This is a genomic window from Achromobacter sp. FW305-C-30-7, assembly GCF_058783105.1.
This window is the reverse complement of the sequence record NZ_JBYSYI010000010.1, coordinates 128,431-149,706: the sequence shown is the minus strand read 5'-3', so window position 1 is coordinate 149,706 and position 21,276 is coordinate 128,431. Positions and strand designations below refer to the sequence as shown.

The 21,276-nt window shown below is 67.6% G+C and carries 16 protein-coding genes; 5 read left to right on the top strand and 11 right to left on the bottom strand.

Annotated elements, in window-relative coordinates; translation table 11 throughout:
* Positions 1 to 12: 12 nt before the first annotated feature.
* The 7 genes from AC3WOB_RS26595 to AC3WOB_RS26565 all read right to left on the bottom strand — a co-directional run bounded on the left by AC3WOB_RS26595 (position 13) and on the right by AC3WOB_RS26565 (position 9,380).
* Complete coding sequence (locus AC3WOB_RS26595) at positions 13 to 1,131, bottom strand: NAD(P)/FAD-dependent oxidoreductase (RefSeq protein WP_492276677.1); 1,119 nt, start codon at positions 1,129 to 1,131, stop codon at positions 13 to 15.
* Positions 1,128 to 2,510, bottom strand: coding sequence for an FAD-dependent oxidoreductase (locus AC3WOB_RS26590; RefSeq protein WP_492276676.1), 1,383 nt, complete (start codon positions 2,508 to 2,510; stop codon positions 1,128 to 1,130). The genes AC3WOB_RS26595 and AC3WOB_RS26590 overlap by 4 nt, the downstream gene beginning before the upstream one ends.
* Positions 2,501 to 2,803 (bottom strand): (2Fe-2S)-binding protein, encoded by a 303-nt coding sequence (locus AC3WOB_RS26585; protein WP_492276675.1) that lies wholly within the window; start codon positions 2,801 to 2,803, stop codon positions 2,501 to 2,503. Before AC3WOB_RS26585 ends, AC3WOB_RS26590 begins: the two co-directional genes overlap by 10 nt.
* Positions 2,800 to 4,485, bottom strand: coding sequence for a thiamine pyrophosphate-dependent enzyme (locus AC3WOB_RS26580; RefSeq protein WP_492276674.1), 1,686 nt, complete (start codon positions 4,483 to 4,485; stop codon positions 2,800 to 2,802). The genes AC3WOB_RS26585 and AC3WOB_RS26580 overlap by 4 nt, the downstream gene beginning before the upstream one ends.
* A complete protein-coding gene (locus AC3WOB_RS26575) occupies positions 4,482 to 6,218 on the bottom strand; it encodes a hydantoinase B/oxoprolinase family protein (protein WP_492276673.1) in 1,737 nt (578 codons plus the stop codon). Before AC3WOB_RS26575 ends, AC3WOB_RS26580 begins: the two co-directional genes overlap by 4 nt.
* Positions 6,219 to 6,227: 9 nt before the next feature.
* Positions 6,228 to 8,303, bottom strand: coding sequence for a hydantoinase/oxoprolinase family protein (locus AC3WOB_RS26570; protein ID WP_492276672.1), 2,076 nt, complete (start codon positions 8,301 to 8,303; stop codon positions 6,228 to 6,230).
* A gap of 132 nt (positions 8,304 to 8,435) precedes the next feature.
* Complete coding sequence (locus AC3WOB_RS26565) at positions 8,436 to 9,380, bottom strand: LysR family transcriptional regulator (RefSeq protein WP_013395305.1); 945 nt, start codon at positions 9,378 to 9,380, stop codon at positions 8,436 to 8,438.
* A gap of 130 nt (positions 9,381 to 9,510) precedes the next feature.
* Between AC3WOB_RS26565 and AC3WOB_RS26560 the strand changes: the two genes are divergently transcribed.
* Together AC3WOB_RS26560 and AC3WOB_RS26555 are read left to right on the top strand one after the other, a co-directional pair.
* Positions 9,511 to 10,482 (top strand): Bug family tripartite tricarboxylate transporter substrate binding protein, encoded by a 972-nt coding sequence (locus AC3WOB_RS26560; protein WP_492276671.1) that lies wholly within the window; start codon positions 9,511 to 9,513, stop codon positions 10,480 to 10,482.
* A gap of 183 nt (positions 10,483 to 10,665) precedes the next feature.
* On the top strand, positions 10,666 to 12,171 hold the full coding sequence (locus AC3WOB_RS26555; protein WP_013395303.1) for a tripartite tricarboxylate transporter permease: 1,506 nt from the start codon (positions 10,666 to 10,668) through the stop codon (positions 12,169 to 12,171).
* A 51-nt stretch (positions 12,172 to 12,222) separates the two neighbouring features.
* Here the strand turns inward: AC3WOB_RS26555 and AC3WOB_RS26550 are convergent, their stop codons facing one another.
* The 4 genes from AC3WOB_RS26550 to AC3WOB_RS26535 all read right to left on the bottom strand — a co-directional run bounded on the left by AC3WOB_RS26550 (position 12,223) and on the right by AC3WOB_RS26535 (position 15,389).
* Positions 12,223 to 12,696, bottom strand: coding sequence for a DUF4148 domain-containing protein (locus AC3WOB_RS26550; protein ID WP_492276670.1), 474 nt, complete (start codon positions 12,694 to 12,696; stop codon positions 12,223 to 12,225).
* A 158-nt stretch (positions 12,697 to 12,854) separates the two neighbouring features.
* On the bottom strand, positions 12,855 to 14,204 hold the full coding sequence (locus tag AC3WOB_RS26545) for a heavy metal sensor histidine kinase (RefSeq protein WP_492276669.1): 1,350 nt from the start codon (positions 14,202 to 14,204) through the stop codon (positions 12,855 to 12,857).
* Positions 14,204 to 14,893 carry a heavy metal response regulator transcription factor gene (locus AC3WOB_RS26540; RefSeq protein ID WP_492276668.1) on the bottom strand — a complete coding sequence of 230 codons (690 nt, stop codon included), beginning with the start codon at positions 14,891 to 14,893 and terminating at the stop codon, positions 14,204 to 14,206. The genes AC3WOB_RS26545 and AC3WOB_RS26540 overlap by 1 nt, the downstream gene beginning before the upstream one ends.
* A gap of 154 nt (positions 14,894 to 15,047) precedes the next feature.
* The gene (locus AC3WOB_RS26535) at positions 15,048 to 15,389 is read right to left on the bottom strand and encodes a DUF4148 domain-containing protein (RefSeq protein ID WP_013395299.1); all 342 of its coding nucleotides are present in this window, start codon (positions 15,387 to 15,389) and stop codon (positions 15,048 to 15,050) included.
* A gap of 228 nt (positions 15,390 to 15,617) precedes the next feature.
* On the opposite strand from AC3WOB_RS26535, the gene AC3WOB_RS26530 reads away from it, so the two are divergent.
* From AC3WOB_RS26530 to AC3WOB_RS26520, 3 genes are read left to right on the top strand one after another with little or no spacing between them, the layout of a single operon-like run.
* On the top strand, positions 15,618 to 16,880 hold the full coding sequence (locus tag AC3WOB_RS26530; protein WP_492276667.1) for a TolC family protein: 1,263 nt from the start codon (positions 15,618 to 15,620) through the stop codon (positions 16,878 to 16,880).
* A gap of 14 nt (positions 16,881 to 16,894) precedes the next feature.
* Positions 16,895 to 18,079, top strand: a complete 1,185-nt coding sequence (locus AC3WOB_RS26525; RefSeq protein WP_013395297.1) for an efflux RND transporter periplasmic adaptor subunit — start codon at positions 16,895 to 16,897, stop codon at positions 18,077 to 18,079.
* A gap of 13 nt (positions 18,080 to 18,092) precedes the next feature.
* The gene (locus AC3WOB_RS26520) at positions 18,093 to 21,263 is read left to right on the top strand and encodes a CusA/CzcA family heavy metal efflux RND transporter (protein ID WP_492276666.1); all 3,171 of its coding nucleotides are present in this window, start codon (positions 18,093 to 18,095) and stop codon (positions 21,261 to 21,263) included.
* The last annotated feature ends 13 nt before the right edge of the window (positions 21,264 to 21,276 follow it).

Below are 21,276 nucleotides of genomic sequence, written 5' to 3'. Positions count from 1 at the left end.
CGCCCGCAAGGGTCACGCCTGGGCCGCGCCCCAGCGGCTGGCAGAGAACTTTTCAGCCATCATCAAGCCGCCGCGCTCCGTCGCCATTTCGGCGATGGCCTCGCCCACCGCCGGTGCGATTTGAAAACCTCCACCCGAGAAGCCGAAGGCATGCAGCAGCCGCGGCACCCGGGGGCTGAATCCGATCACCGGGTTCTTGTCGGCGAAGTAGCCTTCGATGCCGGACCAGCAACGGATCACGCTGGCGCAAGCCAGGGCGGGCAGTACGGTCGGTGCGGCGCGTCCAAGTTCGGCGAGCGCGGCGCGGCCAGGCCGGCTGCGGTCTCCTGGCAGCGCGCTGCCGTAACCGCCGCCCATGACGACGTTGCCGCGCGCGACCTGCCGGGCATAGAAGCCGCCGCCTTCCACGCCCAGCGACACGCCGATCTGGGGCGTGAGCGGCTCGGTGACCAGCATGGTCGGATACTTGACCTGCAAGGGCATGTCGTCGTCGAACCACCGGGCCACCGCCGCGCCCCAGGCGCCCGCCGCATTGATGACCGTGGCGGCGCGTATGCGCCGGCCGTCGGCGGCGGTCAGCAGGAAGCCGCTGCCCTGGGTATCCGCATGGGTGATGGCGCAGTGTTCGAGCAGTTGGGCGCCGGCGCGGGCGGCGGCATGGGCGAAGGCGGGCGCCACGAGGCGCGGATTGGCCTGGCCATCTTGCGGGCACAGCGAGCCGCCGGCGAGGTCCGGACTTAGCGCGGGAAAACGGCGGCGCAGCTCGGCGGCCTCGATGATCTCCAGGCCCAGGTCGAAGTCGCTGACCTTGTCGCGGTAGGCGCAAAGCTTTTCCAGGTCGGATTCGGTGCGTGCCAGTTTCAGGTGGCCGCTGCGCACGTATTCCGCGTCGGTGCCGATGAGTTCGGGCAGGCGCGACCAGATGCCGTGCGCGCGTTGCGCCAGATAAAGTTGTTCGATCGAGCGTCCTTGTCGGCGCACGCCGCCGAAGTTGACGCCGCTGGCGCGTGCGCCGCTCGCGCCGCCGTCGATCAGCGTAGTGGCGACGCCCATGCGGCGCAGCGCCAGGGCGGCACTGGCGCCCACCAGGCCCGCGCCGATGATGGCGACTTCCGTATGCAGCGGGTTCATGGTTGCGCCTTGCCGAGCATGGCCAGGTTCAGGGGCTTGACCGGCGCCTGGCCGCGCAGGCGGCCAATGTCCGCCAAGGCCAGTCCGCGGCAGTCGGCCAGCAGTTCGGCCGCGCCCGCCTGGCACATGCGTCCCTGGCACAGGCCCATGCCGATGCGTGTCAGCGCCTTCAGTCGGTTGAGGTCGTCGATGGCGTATTGCCCGGCCGCCGCGCGCAGCGCGCCGGCGCGCACTTCCTCGCAGCGGCAAACCATGACCGAGTCGTCGCAGTTTGCGCCAGGCAAGGGAAAGGCCTGGTCCAGGCCGCGCCGGAACCGCGCCCAGCGAGCTTGGCGGCGGGCCAGCCACTGCATTCTGGCAGCGCTGACGGCGATGCCGCTGTCCGCCAGCATGGCGAGCGCGGCGCGTTCGCCCGCGAGCTCGGCCAGGACGGCGCCGCCTATGCCCGCGCCGTCGCCGGCCAGGTAGACCCCGGTGGTCGAACTGCGGCCATCGGCATCGCGGCGCGGCAGCCAGGCGCGTTGCGACGCGTCGAAGTCGAAGACGCAATCCAGCAGGTCGGCCAGCTGCGTTTCGGCGCGCAGCCCATGGCCGACCGCCAGCGCATCGCAAGCGATGGCTTGCGGCTTGCCGTCCAGGGTCGCGAGCACGCTTTCGATGCGGCCTGCGCCCTGCGCTGCGTCCAGCCGCGCGCCATGGTGCACGGCCACGCCGTGGGCGCGCAGCCATCCCAGGTAGTACAGGCCCTTGGCCAGCATGCCGGGCTGGCTCAGCAGGGCCGGCGTGGCGCGGACCTGGCCGCCCAGCGGCGCGCAGTCCAGCACGGCCTGCACCTGGCCGCCCGCCCGCGCATATTGATAAGCAACCAGATAGAGCAGGGGCCCGGTGCCGGCGAACACGATGCGCGGTCCGAACAGGCAGCCCTGGCTTTTCAGCGCGATCTGCGCGCCGCCCAGCGAGTAGACGCCGGGCAGGGTCCAGCCCGGGAAGGGCAGCACGCGGTCGGTGGCGCCGGTGGCGAGCAGCAGGCGGGTGTAGGCCAGGGTTTCCAGTTCGCCGTCGCGGACCAGGTCCAGGCTGCCCGGCGCGGCGTTCCACACCGCGGTGGCGGCGCGGTAGTCGGCGCGGGCGGCCAGGTCCGCGCCCGCCGCGTGGATGGCTTGCGCGCGTTTCCATTCGAAGCCATAGCGCTGGCGCGCCGTGCCGCGCGGGGCTGCGCCCTGGCGATAGATCTGGCCGCCGGGCAAGGCGGCTTCGTCCACGATCACCGGACGCACGCCGTGGCGCAGCAGCGTCTGCGCGGCGCGCACGCCTGCGGGCCCGGCGCCCACCACCACCATACGCGGCGTGTCATCGGCGCCCGGTGGATTCAGCGGCATGCGAGTTCTCCTGGCTGGGCGCTGACCAGCACCATGCCGTCTTCGGCCAGGGTGGAACAGGCGCGCAAGCGCGCGCCGTCTGCCGTCTGCACCCAGCAATCCTGGCAGGCGCCCATCAGGCAGAAGCCGGCGCGCGGCGCGCCTTCGCCCAGGGTGACGCGCAGTTGCTGCGCGGCCAGCAGCAGCGCCGTCAGCACGGTGTCGCCCTGATGGGCTTGCAAAGGCAGGCCGTTCCAGCTCAGGCGCAGCGGCGCAGAGTCGGGCGCGGACACGCGGTGCAGCAGCGGTTTCATGCAACGGTCTCCGTACGGCGCAACTGCGACAGCGTGCGATCCGGCAGGATGATGTCGGCGTCGTAGCGCAATTCGACGACGGCTGGCATGCGGTGCTCTTGGGCGTATGCCAACGCGGCGTCATAGGCAGGCGCGAAATCCTCCGTGCGCTCGACCGCGGCGCCGTAGCCGCCATAACTCTGCGCCAGCAGCGCAAAATCCGGGTTGACCAGGTCCGTCGCCAGCGCGCGGCCGGGATAGGCGCGTTCCTGATGTAGGCGGATGGTGCCGAACAGGCCATTGTTGAAGACCAGCACCACGATGCCCAGCCGATATTGGACGGCGGTGCCCAGTTCTTGCATCGTCATCTGGAAACAGCCATCCCCGGCAAAGCAGACCACCGCCGCATCGCGGTCGCGCAGCTTGGCCGCAATGGCTGCGGGCAGGCCATAGCCCATGGCGCCGACAGCGGGCGCAAGCTGGCTGCCCGGTCCCTTGAAGGCGATATGCCGGTGCGCGTAGAGCGCATAGTTGCCCGCGCCCACGGTGACGCAGGAGCGCCGGGGCAAGGTGGCGGCGACGTGGCGCGCTGCCGCATTCAGGTCCAGCGGGCCGGGTGTGGGCGCTAGCGCAGGGGCCGGGGCCGCTGCTACAGAGCCGCGGCGGCGCGGCTGCCATCCCGGTGTCGGCGCCAGTCCAGCAGCGGCCTGGGCGAAGCCTTCGACGCTGGCGACCATGCCCAGCGCCGGCGTGCACAGCCGACCGATCTCATTGGCGTCGGGGTGGATGTGCACCAGGGTTTGGCGCGGCGTGGGCGAGGCCAGCCATTCGTAGTTGATGGTGGTCGGCTCGCACAGGCGGGTGCCCAGCGCGATGACCAGGTCGCTGTCCATGACGGCGCGCTTCTGGTGCGCAGGCATGCTGGCGCTGACCTGGCCCACGAAATTGGGATGATCGTTGTCGAACAGTTCCAGGCGGCGCCAGGCGGTGGCCACGGGCAGATCGAAACGCAGCGCGAAGTCGCGCACGGCGGCGCGCGCGGCGGCCGGCCAGCGCGAGCCGCCCAGCAGCAGCAAGGGTCGTTCGGCCGCTTCCAGCAGGTCGCGCAGGCGCAGCATGTCGGCGTCTGCCGGACGGGCACAGGGCGGCTGCGGCGCGGCGGCCAAGGCCACGTCGGCGACGCTGGACAGCATGTCTTCGGGCAGGGAGAGGACCACCGGCCCCGGGCGTCCGCCGGTGGCGATCGCCCAGGCGCGCGCCAGGTACTCGGGGATGCGGTCGGCGCGCTCGATCTGGGCAACCCATTTCGCCAGCGGCGCGTACATGGCGCGGTAGTCCACTTCCTGGAAGCATTGGCGGTCGACGGTATCGCTGCCGACCTGGCCGATGAACAGGATCATGGGCGTGGAGTCTTCCCTTGCCGTGTGCACGCCGATCGCGGCGTTGGTCGCGCCCGGGCCTCGGGAGACGAAGCAGATGCCGGGCTGGCCGGTCAGCTTGCCGTGCGCCTCCGCCATGTAGGCGGCGCCGCCCTCCTGGCGGCAGACCACGGCTTCGATCGTGTCGCGCCTGGCGTAGAGCGCGTCGATGCAGGGCAGGAAGCTCTCGCCCGGCACCATGAAGACGCGCTCGACGCCATAGGCCTGCAACTGCGCGACCAGCAATTCACCGCCGCTGCGCGGCCCGGGGGCGGGCGTGCTCATGCCGCGTCTCCTTGCAGCGCGCGCGCCACGCGCTCCGCGCCGTAGTCGCGCTCGGCCGCGGCCCGGTTGACCTTGCCGCCCAGCACGTCGTTGCGGATGGCGGCGGCGCCGCGTTCGGCGGGCAGGCCGTAGCCGCCGCCTCCGGGCGTCTCCAGGCGCACGGACTGGCCGCTGGCCAAGGGATGGCTGGCGATCTTGTTGGGCAGGCGTTGCTCCTCCGCGCGGCCGGGGTTCTGCACGACGCGGGAAGTTCCGCCGGTCAGTCCGCCGTTCAAGCCGGCGGCGCCGAACAGCGCGGCGTCGCAGCGTATGGTGCAGATCAACTGGTCGTGCAGCGAGCGGATCTGGCGCGCGATGCCCATGCCGCCGCGATGGCGGCCCGCGCCGCCGCTATCGTTGACCAGCGCGTACTCCTCGACCAGCAGCGGATACTCGATCTCCAGCGCTTCGGCAGGCAGGTTGGAGGTATTGGTCACGTGCACCTGGATGCCGTCCATGCCATCGCCCTGCGCCCGTCCGCCCGCGCCGCCGCCTAGCGTCTCCAGGTAGACGAAGGTGCCCTTGCCGTCCTGCATGGGCACGGAGAACAGCATGGAAGGCATGACGTCGTTGCACGAGGCCATGGCGCGGTCGGGCGGCAGCAGCTGGCCCAGCGCGCCGATGACGGTGCCGGCCACGCGTTGCGCGGTCGTGACGCGCGCGCCCACCGCCGCCGGAAAGCGCGGATTGGTGATGGTGCCCTCGGGGGCGGTGATGGTGATGGGCTGGAACAGGCCGTTGTTGGGCATGAGCTCCGGGTCGAGCATGGCCTTCACCGCGAAGTAGACGCTGGCGTTCAAGGCGCTGGCGGGCAGGTTGAAGGCGCCGCGCGCCTGCTTGCTGGTGCCGGTGAAATCCACGTGCAGCTGGCCGTCGCGCGCCTGCACGTTGGCCTGGATGGTGACGGGGTCGCCGCCCATGCCGTCGTCGTCCATGCGCTCGGTGAAGGTATAAGTGCCGGCGGGCAGTTGCGCGATGCGGTTGCGCAGGCGCCGTTCCGTGTACAGCATGATGCTGTCGATGGCGGACAGCACGGTCTGCAGGCCGGACTGCTGCACCAGTTCCAGCATCAGCCTGGCGCCCTTGTCGTTGGTGGCGATCTGGGCCCGGATGTCGTGCATGCGGTTGTCCGGTTCGCGCGTGTTGTGCGCGATCATCTCCAGCAGGTCCATGTCCAACTCGCCCTCGCGCACGATGCGCATGGCGGGCAGGCGGATGCCTTCCTCCCACACCGTCTTCAGATGGTGCGAGGTGGAGCCCGGAACGGCGCCGCCCACGTCGGTATGGTGGCCGATGTTGGCCGCGAAGAAGCGCAGCGCGCCTTCGTGGAAGATGGGCGTGATGACGGTGATGTCGGGCGCATGCGTGCCGCCCGCCAGATAGGCGTCGTTGCACAGGAAGGCGTCGCCCGGCCGCACGCCGGCCGCGCCGTAGCGCCGCAGCACGGCGTCTATGCCGCCGGACAGCGATCCCAGGTGCACCGGCACGTGGGCCGCCTGCGCCACCAGGCGGCCGGCGGCGTCGAACAGCGCCACGGAGCAATCCTTGCGCTCCTTGATGTTGGTGGAAAAGGACGAACGGATCAGCGTGTTGCCCATCTCCTCGGTAATGGACAGCAGGCGGTTGCTGAAGACCTCCATTTCTATGGGATCGAAGGTGTCGGTGCCGGCGGCGGAAGTCGATTGCTTGGTCATGGCAGCGCCTTAGGAATTGAGGTTGACGATGAGGTTGCCGTATTCGTCGGCGCGCGCCTGCTGGCCCGGCAGCACGACGGTGGTCGAGCTCATTTCCTCGATCACGGCCGGTCCGTCCACCGGCACATCCACCGGCAGCAGGGCGCGGCGCAGGATGGGTGTGTCGACCCAGCCCGCTCCCTCGAAATACACGTTGCGGCGCTCCTTGAGGGCGCCGTCCACGGTGGCGCCGCCCGGCACGCGGGCCAGCGGCGCGCGCGGCACCAGGCCGGTGGCGCGCACCCGGCAATTGACGATCTCCACCGGACGGCCGGCGGCGTCATAGCCGTACTCGCGCACGTGCGCCGAGCTGAATGCCGCGACGAACTCGTCCAGCGGCATCAGCTGCATGCCGTCCAGCGGCACGGCGATTTCGAAGTTCTGGCCCTGGTAGCGCGCGTCGATGACGGCGGACAGGCGCTGCTCCGCGTCATTCACGCCTTCGCTCGACAGCCAGGCCCGGGCCTTGCCGGCCAGGGCTGCCAGCGCCTGGCGGACCACCGTCCAGCCGTCGGCGGTGGCGTAGGCCATCAAGGTCTGCACGAAGTCCATGGAAATGTCGGACAGCAGGATGCCGCGTGCGCACATGGTGCCGGGCTCCTGCGGGATCAGCAGGGTGCCGATGCCGCAGTCGCGCGCCAGTTCGGCGGCATGCAGGCCGCCCGCGCCGCCAAACGCGCACAGGGCGAATTTGCGGATGTCATGCCCGCGTTCGGTGGAGACCGCGCGCACCGCGCGCGCCATGTTGGAGTTGGCGATGCGCAGGATGCCGTAAGCGGCTTCTTCGACGCTCAGCCCCAGCGGGCGGGCGATCTGCGCTTCCAGCGCTTCGCGCGCCTGGCGCGCGTGGACGGCCATGCGGCCTTCCAGCAGCGCAACCGGATTCAGGCGGCCCAGCACCACGTGGGCGTCGGTGATGGTCACGACTTCGCCGCCGCGGTTGTAGGCGATGGGGCCTGGCACCGCGCCCGCGCTCTGCGGGCCGACCTTGAGCGCGCCGGCGTCATCGATGCGCGCGATGCTGCCGCCGCCCGCGCCGATGACGTGCACATCCACCATCTGGGTCTTGACCGGATAGTCGGCCACCAGGCGGCTGGAGGTGAACAACGGCCGCAGCTCGGCCACCAGCGACACGTCGGTGCTGGTGCCGCCCACGTCGAAGGTGATCAGATTGGGCAGGCCCGCCACGCGGCCCAGTTCGGTCGCGCCGATCACACCGGCGGCGGGGCCTGACACGCAGGTGCGCACGGGGGCCGTCAACACCGATTCCACCGACATCAGGCCGCCGTTGGAGTGCACCGTGGTCGGCTCGGCCGCCACGCCCATGGCGCGCACGGAGCTCACCAGGTTGCGCATGTAGCCGGCCATGCGCGGGCCGACGTAGGCATTGAGCGCGGTGGTCGACATGCGCTCGTACTCGCGGAATTCCGGCAGGATCTCGCTGGACACGCTCAGGTAGACGCCCGGCAGGTGTTCGGCCAGGATGTCGCGGGTGCGGCGCTCGTGCGCATCATTGCGGTAGCTGTGCATGAAGCAGATGGCGACCGATTCGACGCGGGCCGCGGCCAGTGCGCGCGCCACCGCCACCACCTCGTCCTCATCCAGCGCCTGCAGCACCGAACCGTCGGCGCCGATGCGTTCGGTCACTTCGAACCGCCACTCGCGCGGCGCCAGAGGCTGCGGCTTGGTGACGTTGTAGTCGTACAGGTGAGGACGCGTCTGGCGGCCGATCTCCAGCACGTCGCGAAAGCCGCGCGTGGTGACCAGCGCGCAGCGCGAGCCCCTGCGCTCGATGACCATGTTGGTGGCCACCGTGGTGCCGTGGCCCACGTGCGCCAGTTCGGAACCGGCGATCTCGTGTTCGCGTATCAGGTGGGCCAGGCCGGTCTGGATGGCCTCGGACGGATCATGCGGTGTCGAAGGCACCTTGTAGTAGTGCAGTTCACCGGTGTGCTCGGCAAGCAGGGTGAAATCGGTGAACGTGCCGCCTACGTCGAAGCCGACGCGAAAACGGCGGGCGCCCGGGGCGGATGCGGTCTGGGTCACGCTGGTCTCCAGGATGCTGGCGCGCACGGCGCCGGGAGTGGGATGACCAGAATGCTATTGACGCACCATCATTCGGTCCAATCAAAGATTAGTATCAGTGATTATCACTGTGGTGAATGATTTGTCAGTACGTCAATACGGATGAGACTCAGCCGGCTGCGCCTGATCGAACACCATCCCTTGCGCCTGGCAGACCTTGAGGATCTCTTCGCGCAGCCAGCGATGCGCCGGGATATTGTCCGAACGTTCGTGCCAGATCAGGTTGACGGTGCGCGGGGCGAAGGGGAAGGGCGCCTCCACTGCTTCCAGCAGATGGCTATAGGGACTGTTGCGCACGGTGTTCAGGGGCACCACGCAGATCAGGTCGGTCTCGGCCAGCAGGCGCGGGGCCAGCGCGAACTGGTTGATGGTGAGCACCACGTTGCGCTTGTAGCCGTGGGGCGCGAGTTCATGGTCGATCAGGGTCGGCGTACCCAACAGGCTCACCATCAGGTGGCGCGCGCGCAAGAAGTTGTCCAGCGTGAAGCGCGGCTGCGCCAGCAGCGGGTGGCCCTTGCGCATGGCGCAGACGTAGGTCAGCGTTTCCAGCGGCAGGGTGCGCAGGGACGAGCCGAAGTTCGAATACACGCCCGCCGCCATGTCGACTTCGCCTTTCTCCAGCAGCACGCCGGCGTTGTCCAGCGAATAGGGATGCAGGTGGATGCGGACGTTGGGCGCGACGGTCTGCTGTTCCACGAACAGCGGGCGGATGACCTGGTCCGCCACGTAGTCGGACATGGCCATGCGGAACACGGCCTCGGAGCGCGCCGGATCGAAGTCGTTGCGTTCCAGCGTGTCGGCGATGCGGGCCAGCGCGTCGCGGATCGGCGGCCACAGGAGTTCGGCGCGCTGCGTGGGCAGTACGCCGCCCTGGATCTTCACGAACAGCGGATCCTTCAAGGTCAGCCGCAGCCGGTTGATGGCATTGCTGACCGCGGGCTGCGTCATATGCAGGGCGGAGGCCGCGCGCGTAACGTTGCGTTCGGTCATGACCGCGTCGAAGATGCGCAGCAGGTTCAGGTCCATCGAGGTCAGCATGGCGGTCCCGGGTGATTATCAACGTTGGTGATAGAGATCTATTTTAATTGTTGATTAGCCATATAACACGGGACCGCTTAATCTTCCCCGGGTGCAAGCGCAGTCGTTACACCACGAGGGGAAATCATTGATGGTCAAGCATCTGAAAACTCTGGCCGCTGCCTGTCTGGCGGCCGGGATCGCCGCGCCCGCGATGGCCGCGGACTCCTATCCCAGCAAGCCGATCACGATCGTCCTGCCGTACGCGACCGGCGGGTCGGCCGACATGCTGGCGCGCTTCGCGGCGCAGGCCTTGCAGGCCGAACTGGGCAAGCCGGCCATCGTCGAGGCCAAGCCGGGCGCGGGCGGCGTGCTGGGTACCGAGTTCGTCTCGCGCGCCGAGCCGGACGGCTACACGCTGGCGTTGACCGCCAGCGGCACCATGGCCGTCAATCCTTATGTCTACAAGCTGCGCTACAAGCCGCTGGAAGACTTCAAGCAGATCACGGTGCTGGTCGACCTGCCTTTCGTGGTGGTCACGAACAATGAATTCCCTGCCAAGAACCTGCAGGAATTCATCGACTACGGCCGCAAGAATCCCAACAAGATCACCTTCGGCAACGCTGGCCTGGGCACGCAGCAGCATCTGACCCAGCTCATGTTCGCCCGCGCCGCCGGCATGCAGGTCAACATCGTGCCCTACAAGGGCAGCAGCCCGGCCATGAATGACTTGCTGGGCGGCCACATCGACGCGGTGCTCGACAACACCGGCGTGCAGACGCCCTTCATCAAGGCCGGCAAGGTGCGGCCCTTGTTCGTCACCAACCCGGAACGCGTGGCGGCCCTGCCCGACGTGCCCACCGCGCCCGAAGCTGGCCTGCCGGGGTTCTCCGCGGTCGCCTGGTTCGGCCTGGCCGCGCCCAAGGGCACGCCGGACGAGATCGTCGACAAGATCCAGCAGGCCCTGGCGCGCGAGTTCGCCAAGCCGGAAATGAAGCAGCGCCTGCTGGACCTGGCGATGATTCCGCGCGTATCCACGCCGGCTGAAACCACCGCCCGCGTGAAGAGCGACCTGGAAACCTTTGGCAAGATCGCCAAAGAGGTCGATCTCAAGCCGATGTGAGGCCTTGCCGCGTCAGCGGCATGGCCTCGGCACTGCACCGTAGCGAGCGGGTTGCGCAAATTGGCAGCGCGCCCGCCATTCTTCAACTGCGCTTCCCCAGTCCGTAAAAACCCGGGTTTCTTGGCTTTTTATATCGTACTACGATCTATTTTCGTATCACGATAAAAACACCAAGGAGCGGGGATGGAACTTGTCGATAACCTCATGCTGGGGTTCTCCGTGGCGTTTACGCCGGAAAACCTGCTGTATGCGCTGTTGGGATGTGTATTGGGCACGCTGGTGGGGGTGCTGCCTGGCCTGGGACCCGTGCCCACCATTGCGATGTTGCTGCCGATCACTTATGTGCTGCCGCCCGTCGCGGGGCTGATCATGCTGGCTGGCATCTATTACGGTACGCAGTACGGCGGCTCGACCACCGCCATACTGGTCAACCTGCCAGGCGAGACGTCAGCCGTCGTCACGGTTCTCGACGGCCACCAGATGGCCCGCAACGGTCGCGGCGGCGCCGCGCTGTCGCTCGCCGCCATCGGCTCTTTCTTTGCGGGATCGGTGGCCACCATGCTGATCGCGGCATTCGCGCCGCCGCTGGCCGAGGTCGCGTTCAAGTTCGGGCCGGCCGAGTACTTCTCGCTGATGACGCTGGGCCTGGTGGGGGCGGTGGTGCTGGCCTCCGGTTCGCTGGTCAAGGCGATCTGCATGATCCTGCTGGGCCTGCTGCTCGGCCTGGTCGGCACCGACGTCAATTCCGGCGTGGCCCGGTACGACTTTGGCATTCCTGAACTGCAGGACGGCATCAATTTCGCGATCGTGGCGATGGGCGTGTTCGGCTTTGCCGAGATCATGAACAACCTGGAACTGAAGGACAAGCGGGTCGAGATCACGGACAAGGTGGGCTCGCTGTATCCCAACCGGCAGGAGATCCGCGAGGCGGCGCCTGCGATCGTGCGCGGCACGGCGGTGGGATCGATGTTGGGCATCCTGCCCGGGGGCGGCTCGGTGCTGTCGGCCTTTGCTTCCTACACGCTGGAAAAGAAGCTGTCCAAGGAACCCGGGCGTTTCGGCAAAGGGCACCCGGCCGGACTGGCCGGGCCGGAATCGGCCAATAACGCGGGCGCGCAGGCGTCCTTCATCCCGCTGCTGACGCTGGGCATTCCGGGCAATGCGGTAATGGCGTTGATGGTGGGCGCGATGACCATCCACAACATCCAACCCGGCCCCCAGGTCATGACCAGCCATCCCGAACTGTTCTGGGGCCTGATCGCGTCGATGTGGATCGGCAACCTGATGCTGGTGATACTCAACCTGCCGCTGGTCGGGCTCTGGGTCAAGCTGCTCAAGGTTCCCTACCGCGTGCTGTTCCCCGCGATCCTGGTGTTCTGCACGATCGGGGTCTACTCGCTCAACTACAACACCTTCGATCTGTACATGACGGCCTTCTTCGGCGTCGTCGGCTACATCTGGAGCAAGCTGCGCTGCGAGGGCGCGCCCCTGCTGCTTGGCCTGGTGCTCGGCCCCATGATGGAAGAGAACTTCCGCCGCGCCCTGCTGCTGTCGCGCGGCGATTTCACGACTTTCGTGGAGCGGCCGCTGTCCGCATCCCTGCTGGGCGCGGCGCTAGTGCTGGTGGTGCTGGTTGCCTTGCCGAATATCCGCAAGAAGCGCGAGGAGGCATTTGTCGAAGAGGACTGAGGAGGCGGCCGCTCCTGCTGTAGGTATGCCGAGTCGCGCTTCGGGCGGCGCTTACTGCCTGCCGTTCTCGATCTCCAACTGCTGCCGATACTCCGCGCCCGTACGCATCCTGACATACTCCGCATAGCGCTGGCGGTACTTCAGACTGAACACGTCAGGCCCTTGCGATCCGCGATAGAGGTCCGCCATGCCCGAGCGCTTCCACAGGTTCAGGTCGGCGCGTACTTCCGCACGCGTCTTGGACGAGGTGGCCGGCCGGGACGGCGGGTAGTCCAGCTCGCCGTAGGTGACCAGGCCGGCGGCCTTGGCGCGTTGCAGCTCGTCGGCGACTTGGGCGCTGGTCTTGCCGGTTTGGGCGGGCGCGATGGCGGGCGGATAGTCCAGCTCGCCGTACGTGACCAGCCCGGCGTTCTTCGCCTGCTCGAGCTCGAGCCTGACCTGTTCGCGGGTCTTCGGCTCGGCCTGGACAGCCGGGGCCGCAGCGGCAACGGAAATGGCAAGGATCAACAGGGTCAGACGATTCATAATTTCTCCATGGAACGTGGTCCGGCAATCTCAACAATCCAGGGGAGGCAGATGGCCTCCCTGAGGCCGGCGCCCTTGAAAGCCGCTGTAGCGGCCGGTCTTCAAGCGGCATGGAGAAATTCTAGGGAGCGGGCGCGGACAGAATCCGGACAGGCGGATTAGCTTTCTGTAATGTCCGCCGCCGCGATGCTGAAGCCTATGGTCGTGGTCCGGTTCGCCGATCTGGCGTAGCTGCGGCCGCCGTGCATGCGGGCGATGGCGGCGACGATGGCCAGCCCCAGCCCATGGTGGTTGGCGTCGAACTCGCGCGAGGTGTCGCTGCGGTAGAAGCGGTAGAAAAGCCGCGGCAGATGCTCTTCCGGTATCGGCTCACCCTCGTTGCGCACGGATATCAGGATTTCTTCGGGGGCGCCGCGCGCGATCTCGACTTCGATCACGCTGCCCGGGGCGGCATAGCGCACGGCGTTCGAGACCAGGTTGGACACGGCGCGCTGAAATAGCGTCCGGTCGACCTGGGCCGGCGCATCGCCCACCACGGCGATATCGACTCCGGCGTCCAGGGCTTCGGCCTCGTGATACTGCGTGACCTCCTGGACGATGGCGGACAGGCTGTCCTGCCAGCTGCCTCGGGCCTGCGCGCCGCGGTCGGCTTGCGACAGGAACAGCATGTCGTTGACGATGCTGGAGAGGCGTTGCAGTTCCTCCAGATTGGAGCCCAGCGTTTCCAGCAGCGCTTGCGGCGATGGGCGCGTGCTCAGCGCCAACTCGGTCTCGCCGATCAGGGTCGCCAGCGGCGTGCGCATCTCGTGGGCGACGTCGGCGTTGAATCCTTCCATCTGCACGTAGGCGCGCTCAAGCCGTTGGAGCACGGCGTTGAACTGGCGCACCAGCGGCCGGATCTCGCAGGGCTGGCCGCTTTCGTCGAGCCGTTCGCCGATGCGGTCCGGAGACAGCTGCGCCGCCTGCTTGCCCAGCGCGTCCAGCGGCGCCAGCCCGCGGCGCACCAGCAGCGTGCCCACCGCCGCCACGACGATGGCGCCCGCCAGGGCGCAGGCAAACAGGGTCCAGGCCAGGGCCTTGCGCAGCAGGATGTCGCTGGAAATGTCCAGCACCAGTTCCGCGTTCATGGCATCGCCGGGCGCGCCGGGATAGGGCAGCGTGAAGGCGATGCGCCGCTCATGGTGGAAATCGTTGTCGCCGGCGATGGGGCTGCCGTAATAGACCTTTTCGCCGTCAATTTCCAGCACCAGCGAGAAATCCGGACGGCCATAGAAGAAGTCGCTCAGCTTGTGGCGCAGGCGGGTCGAGTCCTGGCTGGCGGCGTTTTCCTCGACCAGGTGCCGCACGACTTCGACCTTCTGTTGCAGCAGGGCTTCCTGGCGGCTGGCCAGGTTCAGGTTGGTCGCGTAATAGACCGCGACGCAGACCAGGCCAAGTGCGATGAAGGTCTGGATCGCCAGCCAGCGCGACAGCCAGCGATGCAGCGATTTGGGGCGCTGCCCGGACATCAGTCGCTCCGCGGTTCCAGCACGTAGCCCATGCCGCGCACGGTATGCAACAGCTTCTTGTCGAAGGGTTCGTCGACCTTGCCGCGCAGGCGGCGGATCGCGACCTCGACCACGTTGGTGTTGCTGTTGAAGTTGATGTCCCACACCTGTTCGGCCAGCTCCAGCCGCGACAGGACTTCTCCCTGCTTGCGCATCAGCAGCGCCAGCAAGGTGAATTCCTTGGCGGTCAGGTCCAGCCGCACGCCGTCGCGGCTGGCGCGCCGGCGCAGCAGGTCCAGCTCCAGCCCGTCGATGCGCAGCACGTTCTGGCCGATGGTTTCGGTCTGGCCGTGGCCGCTGCGCCGGCCCAGCGCCAGCACGCGGGCCAGCAGCTCCGACAAGGCGAAAGGCTTGGCCAGGTAGTCGTCGGCGCCGTCGCGCAGGCCCTTGACCCGGTCTTCGAGCTTGTCGCGCGCGGTCAGCATCAGGACGGGGACGCGGCTGGTCTTGCGGATCTCGGCCAGCACGGAAAAGCCGTCCATGGCCGGCAGCATCACGTCCAGCAGGACGAGGTCGTATTGGCTTTCACGGACCAGATGAAGGCCGGTGACGCCGTCCAGGGCCACGTCGACGACGTAGTTGTGTTCGGTCAGCGCTCGCCGCAAGTACTCGGCGAGTTTTTTTTCGTCTTCGATTACGAGTACTTTCATATCAGCGGAATAAAAAGAGTGCGCGGAAGTCCTCGGATCCTGCGTCCTATTCTAGGCGGAATCGTGGCGGGGAAAGAAACGCAAACAGGGCGGCCCAGCCGCCCTGCGCAGCGCCGGCAGGCACGCGGGACGCGTCCGCCACGGGGCCGGCGGTTCAGCCCGGGGTGTAGATCGCGTCCAGGCGGGCGCGTTCGGCCGGCGTCATGGCCTCGATTTCCGCCATGGCGTCCGCGCGGGTGCGGGAGGTGCCTTGCCTGACCCAGCCCGGCTTGGCGGCGTTCAGATTGGTCAGGAACCACTGCTTCGGGTCGGACTTGGCCACGGCCAGCTCGGCTTTCACTTCTTCGCGTGTCTTGCCGGCGGTGGCGTGGTCCGGCGCGATGGCGTAGCCGATTTCCGTATTGGTCTGGTGCCAGGTGCTGGAGGCGCTGGCGGCAAAGGGAAGGGCCAACGCGGAACCCAGGGCGAGGGCGGCGGCGACGGTTTTGATCTTCATGGATATCTCCCAGGTTGGGCGTGGCGCCGGTAGCGGTGTTCCGTCAGGCGCATACACGCTGTTTGTGTAGCGACGGTGACACTCTACGGACCGATGTCCGTCAATTCCCGAACTCCCTGATTACGTTTTTGTAAGGCCCGAGAACCTTACGGAAATGTCATTTTTCTGTCGGTCGATTGACGCGCCCGTCTGGATACATTGCCGGCTCGCACCTTCCTTGGTTGAACCATGCATGTATCTGCCTTGCCGCTGACCCTGGCGGCCCTGATGATCGCCGCGTCCGCGTCCGCATCCGCCCAGGACGCAGGCGCGGCCCGCGCTCCCGCACCCATGGCGCAGAGCCAGACAGGCGCCGTGCTGACGCTGGAGCATGCCCTGGCCGCGGCGCTCGAACGCAATCCCGGATTCGCCGCGGCGAAGAACGAGGCCGCGGCGACCGAAGGCCTGCTGACGCAGGCGGGCCTGCTGCCCAACCCTTCCATCGACGTCAGCGTGGACGATACGAAATCGGCCACGCGCACCACCACCACCATGCTGAACGTGCCGCTGGAGACGGGCGGCAAGCGCGCCGCCCGGGTCAAGGCGGCAGGCCTGTCCCGCGACCTGGCGCGCCAGGACGTGGCGGGCACGCGGGCCGGTCTGCGGGCGGCGGTCATTGCGGCTTTCTTCGACGTGGCGGTGGCGCAGGAATCCGTGCGGGTGACGCGCGGCACCGTGGACATCGCCAGTGGCGCCTTGCGGCTGGCCGAGAGGCGCGTGGCCGCGGGCAAGGCGCCACCGCTGGAAGGCAGCAAGGCCCAGGTCGCTCTGGCCAATGCGCGCATCGAGGCGCGCGGCGCCGAGGCGGCATTGCTGGGCGCGCGCCGCAAGCTCGGCCTGCTCTGGGGCGAAGCGGAGCCTGGCTTCGCCAGCGTGGGTGGGGATCTAAAAACGTTGCCGGAGCGGGCGTCCATCGACGAGCTGCGCGCTGGCCTGGCCGCAACGCCCAGGATGCAGGGCGGCAAGCTCGCCGTCGACCTGGGGCAGGCGCAGCTGGAGGTGGAGAAGAGCAAGCGCTATCCGGACATCACCTTGAGCGCGGGCGTGGCCCGCGATAACGAGGCAGGCCGCAACAAGGCCCAGCTTGGCGTTTCCATTCCCTTGCCGATCTTCGACCGCAACCAGGGCAATGTCTACGCCGCCACCATGCAGGCCTACAAGGCGCAGGACCAATTCCGCGAGCTGGAATCCAGCCTGATGGGCGAACTGCTGCAGGCCGTGACCCGTTTCGATCTGGCGGTGGGCTCCGCGCGCGAGTACCGGACCGCGGTGCTGCCGGGCGCCACCCAGGCCTATGACGCCGCGCGCAAGGGCTTCGAAGCAGGGAAGTTCGGCTTCCTGGAAGTGCTGGACGCGCAGCGCACCCTGTCCGACGGAAACATCGCCTACCTGACGGTGCTGGCATCCGTGTACCAGGCTTCCGCGGATATCGACCGCATTCTCGGACGTTGAAACGAGCATAAGAAATGGCAAAACACAAAAACAAGCAACACCCCATGATGTGGACGGCGGCCGGCCTGTGCGTGGCGCTGCTGCTGGCGCCCGCGTACCCGGCGCAGGCCGCGGGCGAAGCGGACCACGGGCATGCCGAGACGGAACAAGGCGCGGAGGCGCCGAAGGAACAGGAAAAAATCGCGCTGACGCCCGAGCAGATCGCGGTGGCCGGCATCAAGTCCGAAGCCGCCGCGCCTGCGGCGCTGGCGACGTCCGTCCAGTTCCCGGGCGAAATCAAATTCAACGCGGACCGCACCGCGCACGTGGTGCCGCGCATGGCCGGCGTGGTGCAAAGCGTGTCGGCGGACCTGGGCCAGCAGGTCAAAAAGGGCGAGCTGCTGGCCACCTTGTCCAGCTCGGCGCTGTCCGAGCTGCGCAGCGAATGGTTGGCCGCGGCCAAGCGGCGCGATCTTGCCGCCCAGACCCACAGGCGCGAACTGCGCCTGTGGCAGGAAAAGGTGTCCGCCGAGCAGGACTACCAGGCGGCGCGCACCGCGCTGCAGGAGGCCGATATCGCCGTGCAGAACGCCGAGCAGAAGCTGCGGACGGTGGGCGCCGAGCCGCGCTCCAAGGACCTGGGCAGCCTGGAGATCCGCGCGCCCTTCGACGGCGTGGTGGTGGAAAAGCACATCGCGCTGGGCGAAGCGCTGCCGGACAACGCCAGCATCTTCACCTTGTCGGACCTGCGCACGGTATGGGCTGAATTCGTGATCGCGCCCAAGGACCTGCAGGACGTGCGCGTGGGCGAAGCGGCCAGCGTGAGCTCTGCGGCGTTTGCCGGCAAGGCGGAAGGCACGGTTTCATATATAGGATCTCTGCTGGGGCAGCAGACGCGTACGGCTACCGCGCGGGTCACGCTGGAGAATCCGGACATGGCCTGGCGTCCCGGGCTGTTTGTCTCGGTCGACGTGGTGACCCGGATGTCCGACGCCGCGGTAACGGTGGCGGCCGACGCGGTCCAGACCGTCGACAACGAGCCCACCGTGTTCGTGGAGGTGCCGGGCGGCTTTCTGGTGCAGCCGGTGAAACTGGGCAAGGCTTCGGACGACCGGGTCGAGGTGCTGTCGGGACTTGCGCCCGGCACGCGCTATGCGGTCGAAAACACTTTTGTCCTCAAGTCGGAGCTGGGCAAGGCCGGCGCCGAGCACGCGCACTGAGACGAGGCGGAACATGTTTGAACGCTTGATCCGTTTCGCCATCGAACAACGCTGGCTGGTGCTGTTCGTCACCCTGGGCATGGCCGCCATCGGCGTCTACAACTATTCCCGGCTCGCCATCGACGCGGTGCCGGACATCACCAACGTGCAGGTCCAGATCAATGCCGGTGCGCCAGGCTATTCGCCGCTCGAGACCGAGCAGCGTGTCACCTATCCGATCGAGACGGTGATGGCCGGCCTGCCGGGGCTGCAGCAGACGCGTTCGCTGTCGCGCTATGGCCTGTCGCAGGTGACCGTCATCTTCAAGGACGGCACTGACATCTACTTCGCCCGCCAGCTGGTGAACCAGCGCCTGCAGGAAGCGAAGGAGAACCTGCCCGAAGGCGTGACGCCCATGATGGGGCCGATCTCCTCGGGCCTGGGCGAGATCTATCTATGGACGGTGGAGGCTCGGGACGACGCCCGCAAGCCGGACGGCACGCCCTACACCCCCATGGACTTGCGCGAGATCCAGGACTGGATCATCAAGCCGCAGCTGCGCAACATCCCTGGCGTGACCGAGATCAACGCCATTGGCGGCTACGCCAAGGAATACCAGGTGGCCCCCAGCACCGAGAAGCTGGCCTCCTACGGGCTGGCGCTGACCGACATCATGACCGCGCTGGAACGGAACAACGCCAATATCGGCGCAGGCTACATCGAGCGCAAGGGCGAGCAGTACCTGATCCGGGCGCCCGGGCAGGTCAAGTCCATGGACGACATCCGCGACGTGGTATTGGCGACAGTAGAAGGCCAGGCGATCCGCATACGTGACGTGGCCGAGGTGTCCATCGGGCGCGAGCTGCGCACGGGCGCGGCGACCAGCAACGGCGAGGAAGTGGTGCTGGGCACGGTGTTCATGCTGATAGGGGAGAACAGCCGCGCGGTGTCGCAGGCCGTTTCCGTCAAACTGGAAGCCATCAACAAATCGCTGCCGGCCGGCGTACAGGCCGTGACGGTCTACGACCGCACCAACCTGATCGACAAGGCCATCGCTACGGTCAAGAAGAACTTGCTGGAAGGCGCGGCGCTGGTCATCGTCATCCTGTTCGTGTTCCTGGGGAACATCCGCGCGGCGCTGATCACCGCCATGATCATCCCGCTGTCCATGCTGTTCACCTTCACCGGCATGGTGACCTACAAGGTCAGCGCCAACCTGATGAGCCTGGGCGCGCTGGACTTCGGCATCATCGTCGACGGCGCGGTGGTCATCGTGGAGAACTGCGTGCGGCGCCTGAGCCATGCGCGGGCGCACCATGGCAGGCCGCTGACGCGCAGCGAACGCTTCCACGAGGTCTTCGCGGCAGCGCGAGAGGCGCGGCGGCCGCTGCTGTTCGGCCAGTTGATCATCATGGTGGTGTACCTGCCCATCTTCGCGCTTAGCGGGGTGGAAGGGCGCATGTTCCATCCCATGGCCCTGACCGTGGTGCTGGCGTTGCTGGGGGCGATGATCCTGTCCGTGACCTTCGTGCCCGCGGCGGTGGCGCTGTTCATGGGCAACAACGTCTCTGAAAAAGAGAATCGCCTGATGGCCTGGGCCAAGCGCCGCTACGAGCCCTTGCTTGAAATCGCGCTGCGCCGCACGCCGCTGATCCTGGCCGGCGCGACCGTCTTCGTGGTGTTGAGCGGGGTGCTGGCGGCGCGCATGGGCAGCGAGTTCATTCCCAACCTGAACGAAGGCGACATGGCGATCCAGGCGCTGCGGATCCCGGGCACCAGCCTGACGCAGTCGGTCGAGATGCAGAAGCAGCTGGAGACCCGGCTGAAGCAGAAGTTCCCGGAGATCGAGCGCGTATTCGCCCGTACCGGCACGGCAGAGATCGCGTCCGATGCCATGCCGCCCAGCATTTCCGACGGCTACATCATGCTCAAGCCTATCGACCAGTGGCCCAGCCCCAGGAAGACCCGCGCCGAATTGCTGGCGGCGATCCAGGAGGAAGCCAACAAAGTCCCCGGCAACAACTATGAGTTCTCCCAGCCCATCCAGCTGCGCTTCAACGAGCTGATCTCGGGCGTGCGCAGCGATGTGGCGGTGAAAGTGTTCGGCGACGACAACGACGTGCTGAACCGCACGGCGGCCGAGATCGCCGAGGTCCTGCAGACCATACCGGGCGCCTCGGAAGTGAAGGTGGAGCAGACTACCGGCCTGCCCATGCTCACAGTCAACATCGACCGCGCCCGCGCCGCGCGCTATGGATTGAGCATGGCGGACGTGCAGGACACCCTGGCCATTGCGGTGGGCGGCCGCGAGGCAGGGACCTTCTTCCAGGGCGACCGGCGCTTTGACATCGTGGTGCGCCTGCCCGAAGCCGTGCGCGAGAACCTGGCGGCGCTGAAGAAGCTGCCTGTCGCCCTGCCCAGGCAGGAAGGCCAGGCGCAGGCGGCCTACATCCCGCTGAGCGAGGTCGCCACCTTCGACTTGGCGCCGGGCCCCAACCAGATTTCGCGCGAGGACGGCAAGCGCCGCATCGTGGTCAGCGCCAACGTGCGGGGCCGTGACCTGGGCTCGTTCGTGTCTGAGGCCACCGCGGCTATCGGCGAGAAAGTGCAGGTGCCTGCGGGTTACTGGACGTCCTGGGGCGGCACGTTCGAGCAGCTGCAATCCGCGGCCAAGCGCCTGCAGATCGTGGTGCCGGCGGCGCTGCTGCTGGTATTCGCCCTGCTGTTCGCCATGTTCGGCAACGTCAAGGACGGGCTGCTGGTGTTCACCGGCATTCCCTTTGCGCTGACCGGCGGCGTGATCTCCTTGTGGCTGCGCGGCATTCCGCTTTCCATCACCGCGGCGGTGGGCTTCATCGCGCTGTGCGGAGTGGCGGTGCTGAACGGCCTGGTCATGCTGTCGTTCATCAGCAGCCTGCGCGAAGAGGGCAAGTCGGTGGCCGAGGCCGTGCGCATCGGCGCGCTGACGCGCCTGCGCCCGGTGTTGATGACGGCGCTGGTGGCCTCGCTGGGCTTCGTGCCGATGGCGATCGCCACCGGCACGGGCGCCGAAGTGCAGCGCCCGCTGGCCACGGTGGTGATCGGCGGCATCATTTCTTCCACCATTCTCACGCTGCTGGTGCTGCCGGCCCTGTACCGCCTGGCGCACAGGAATGACGACGCCGACGAACTTGAACTGTCGAAACCGGCGCTTGCCCGGGACTAGGCCCGACAGAGAG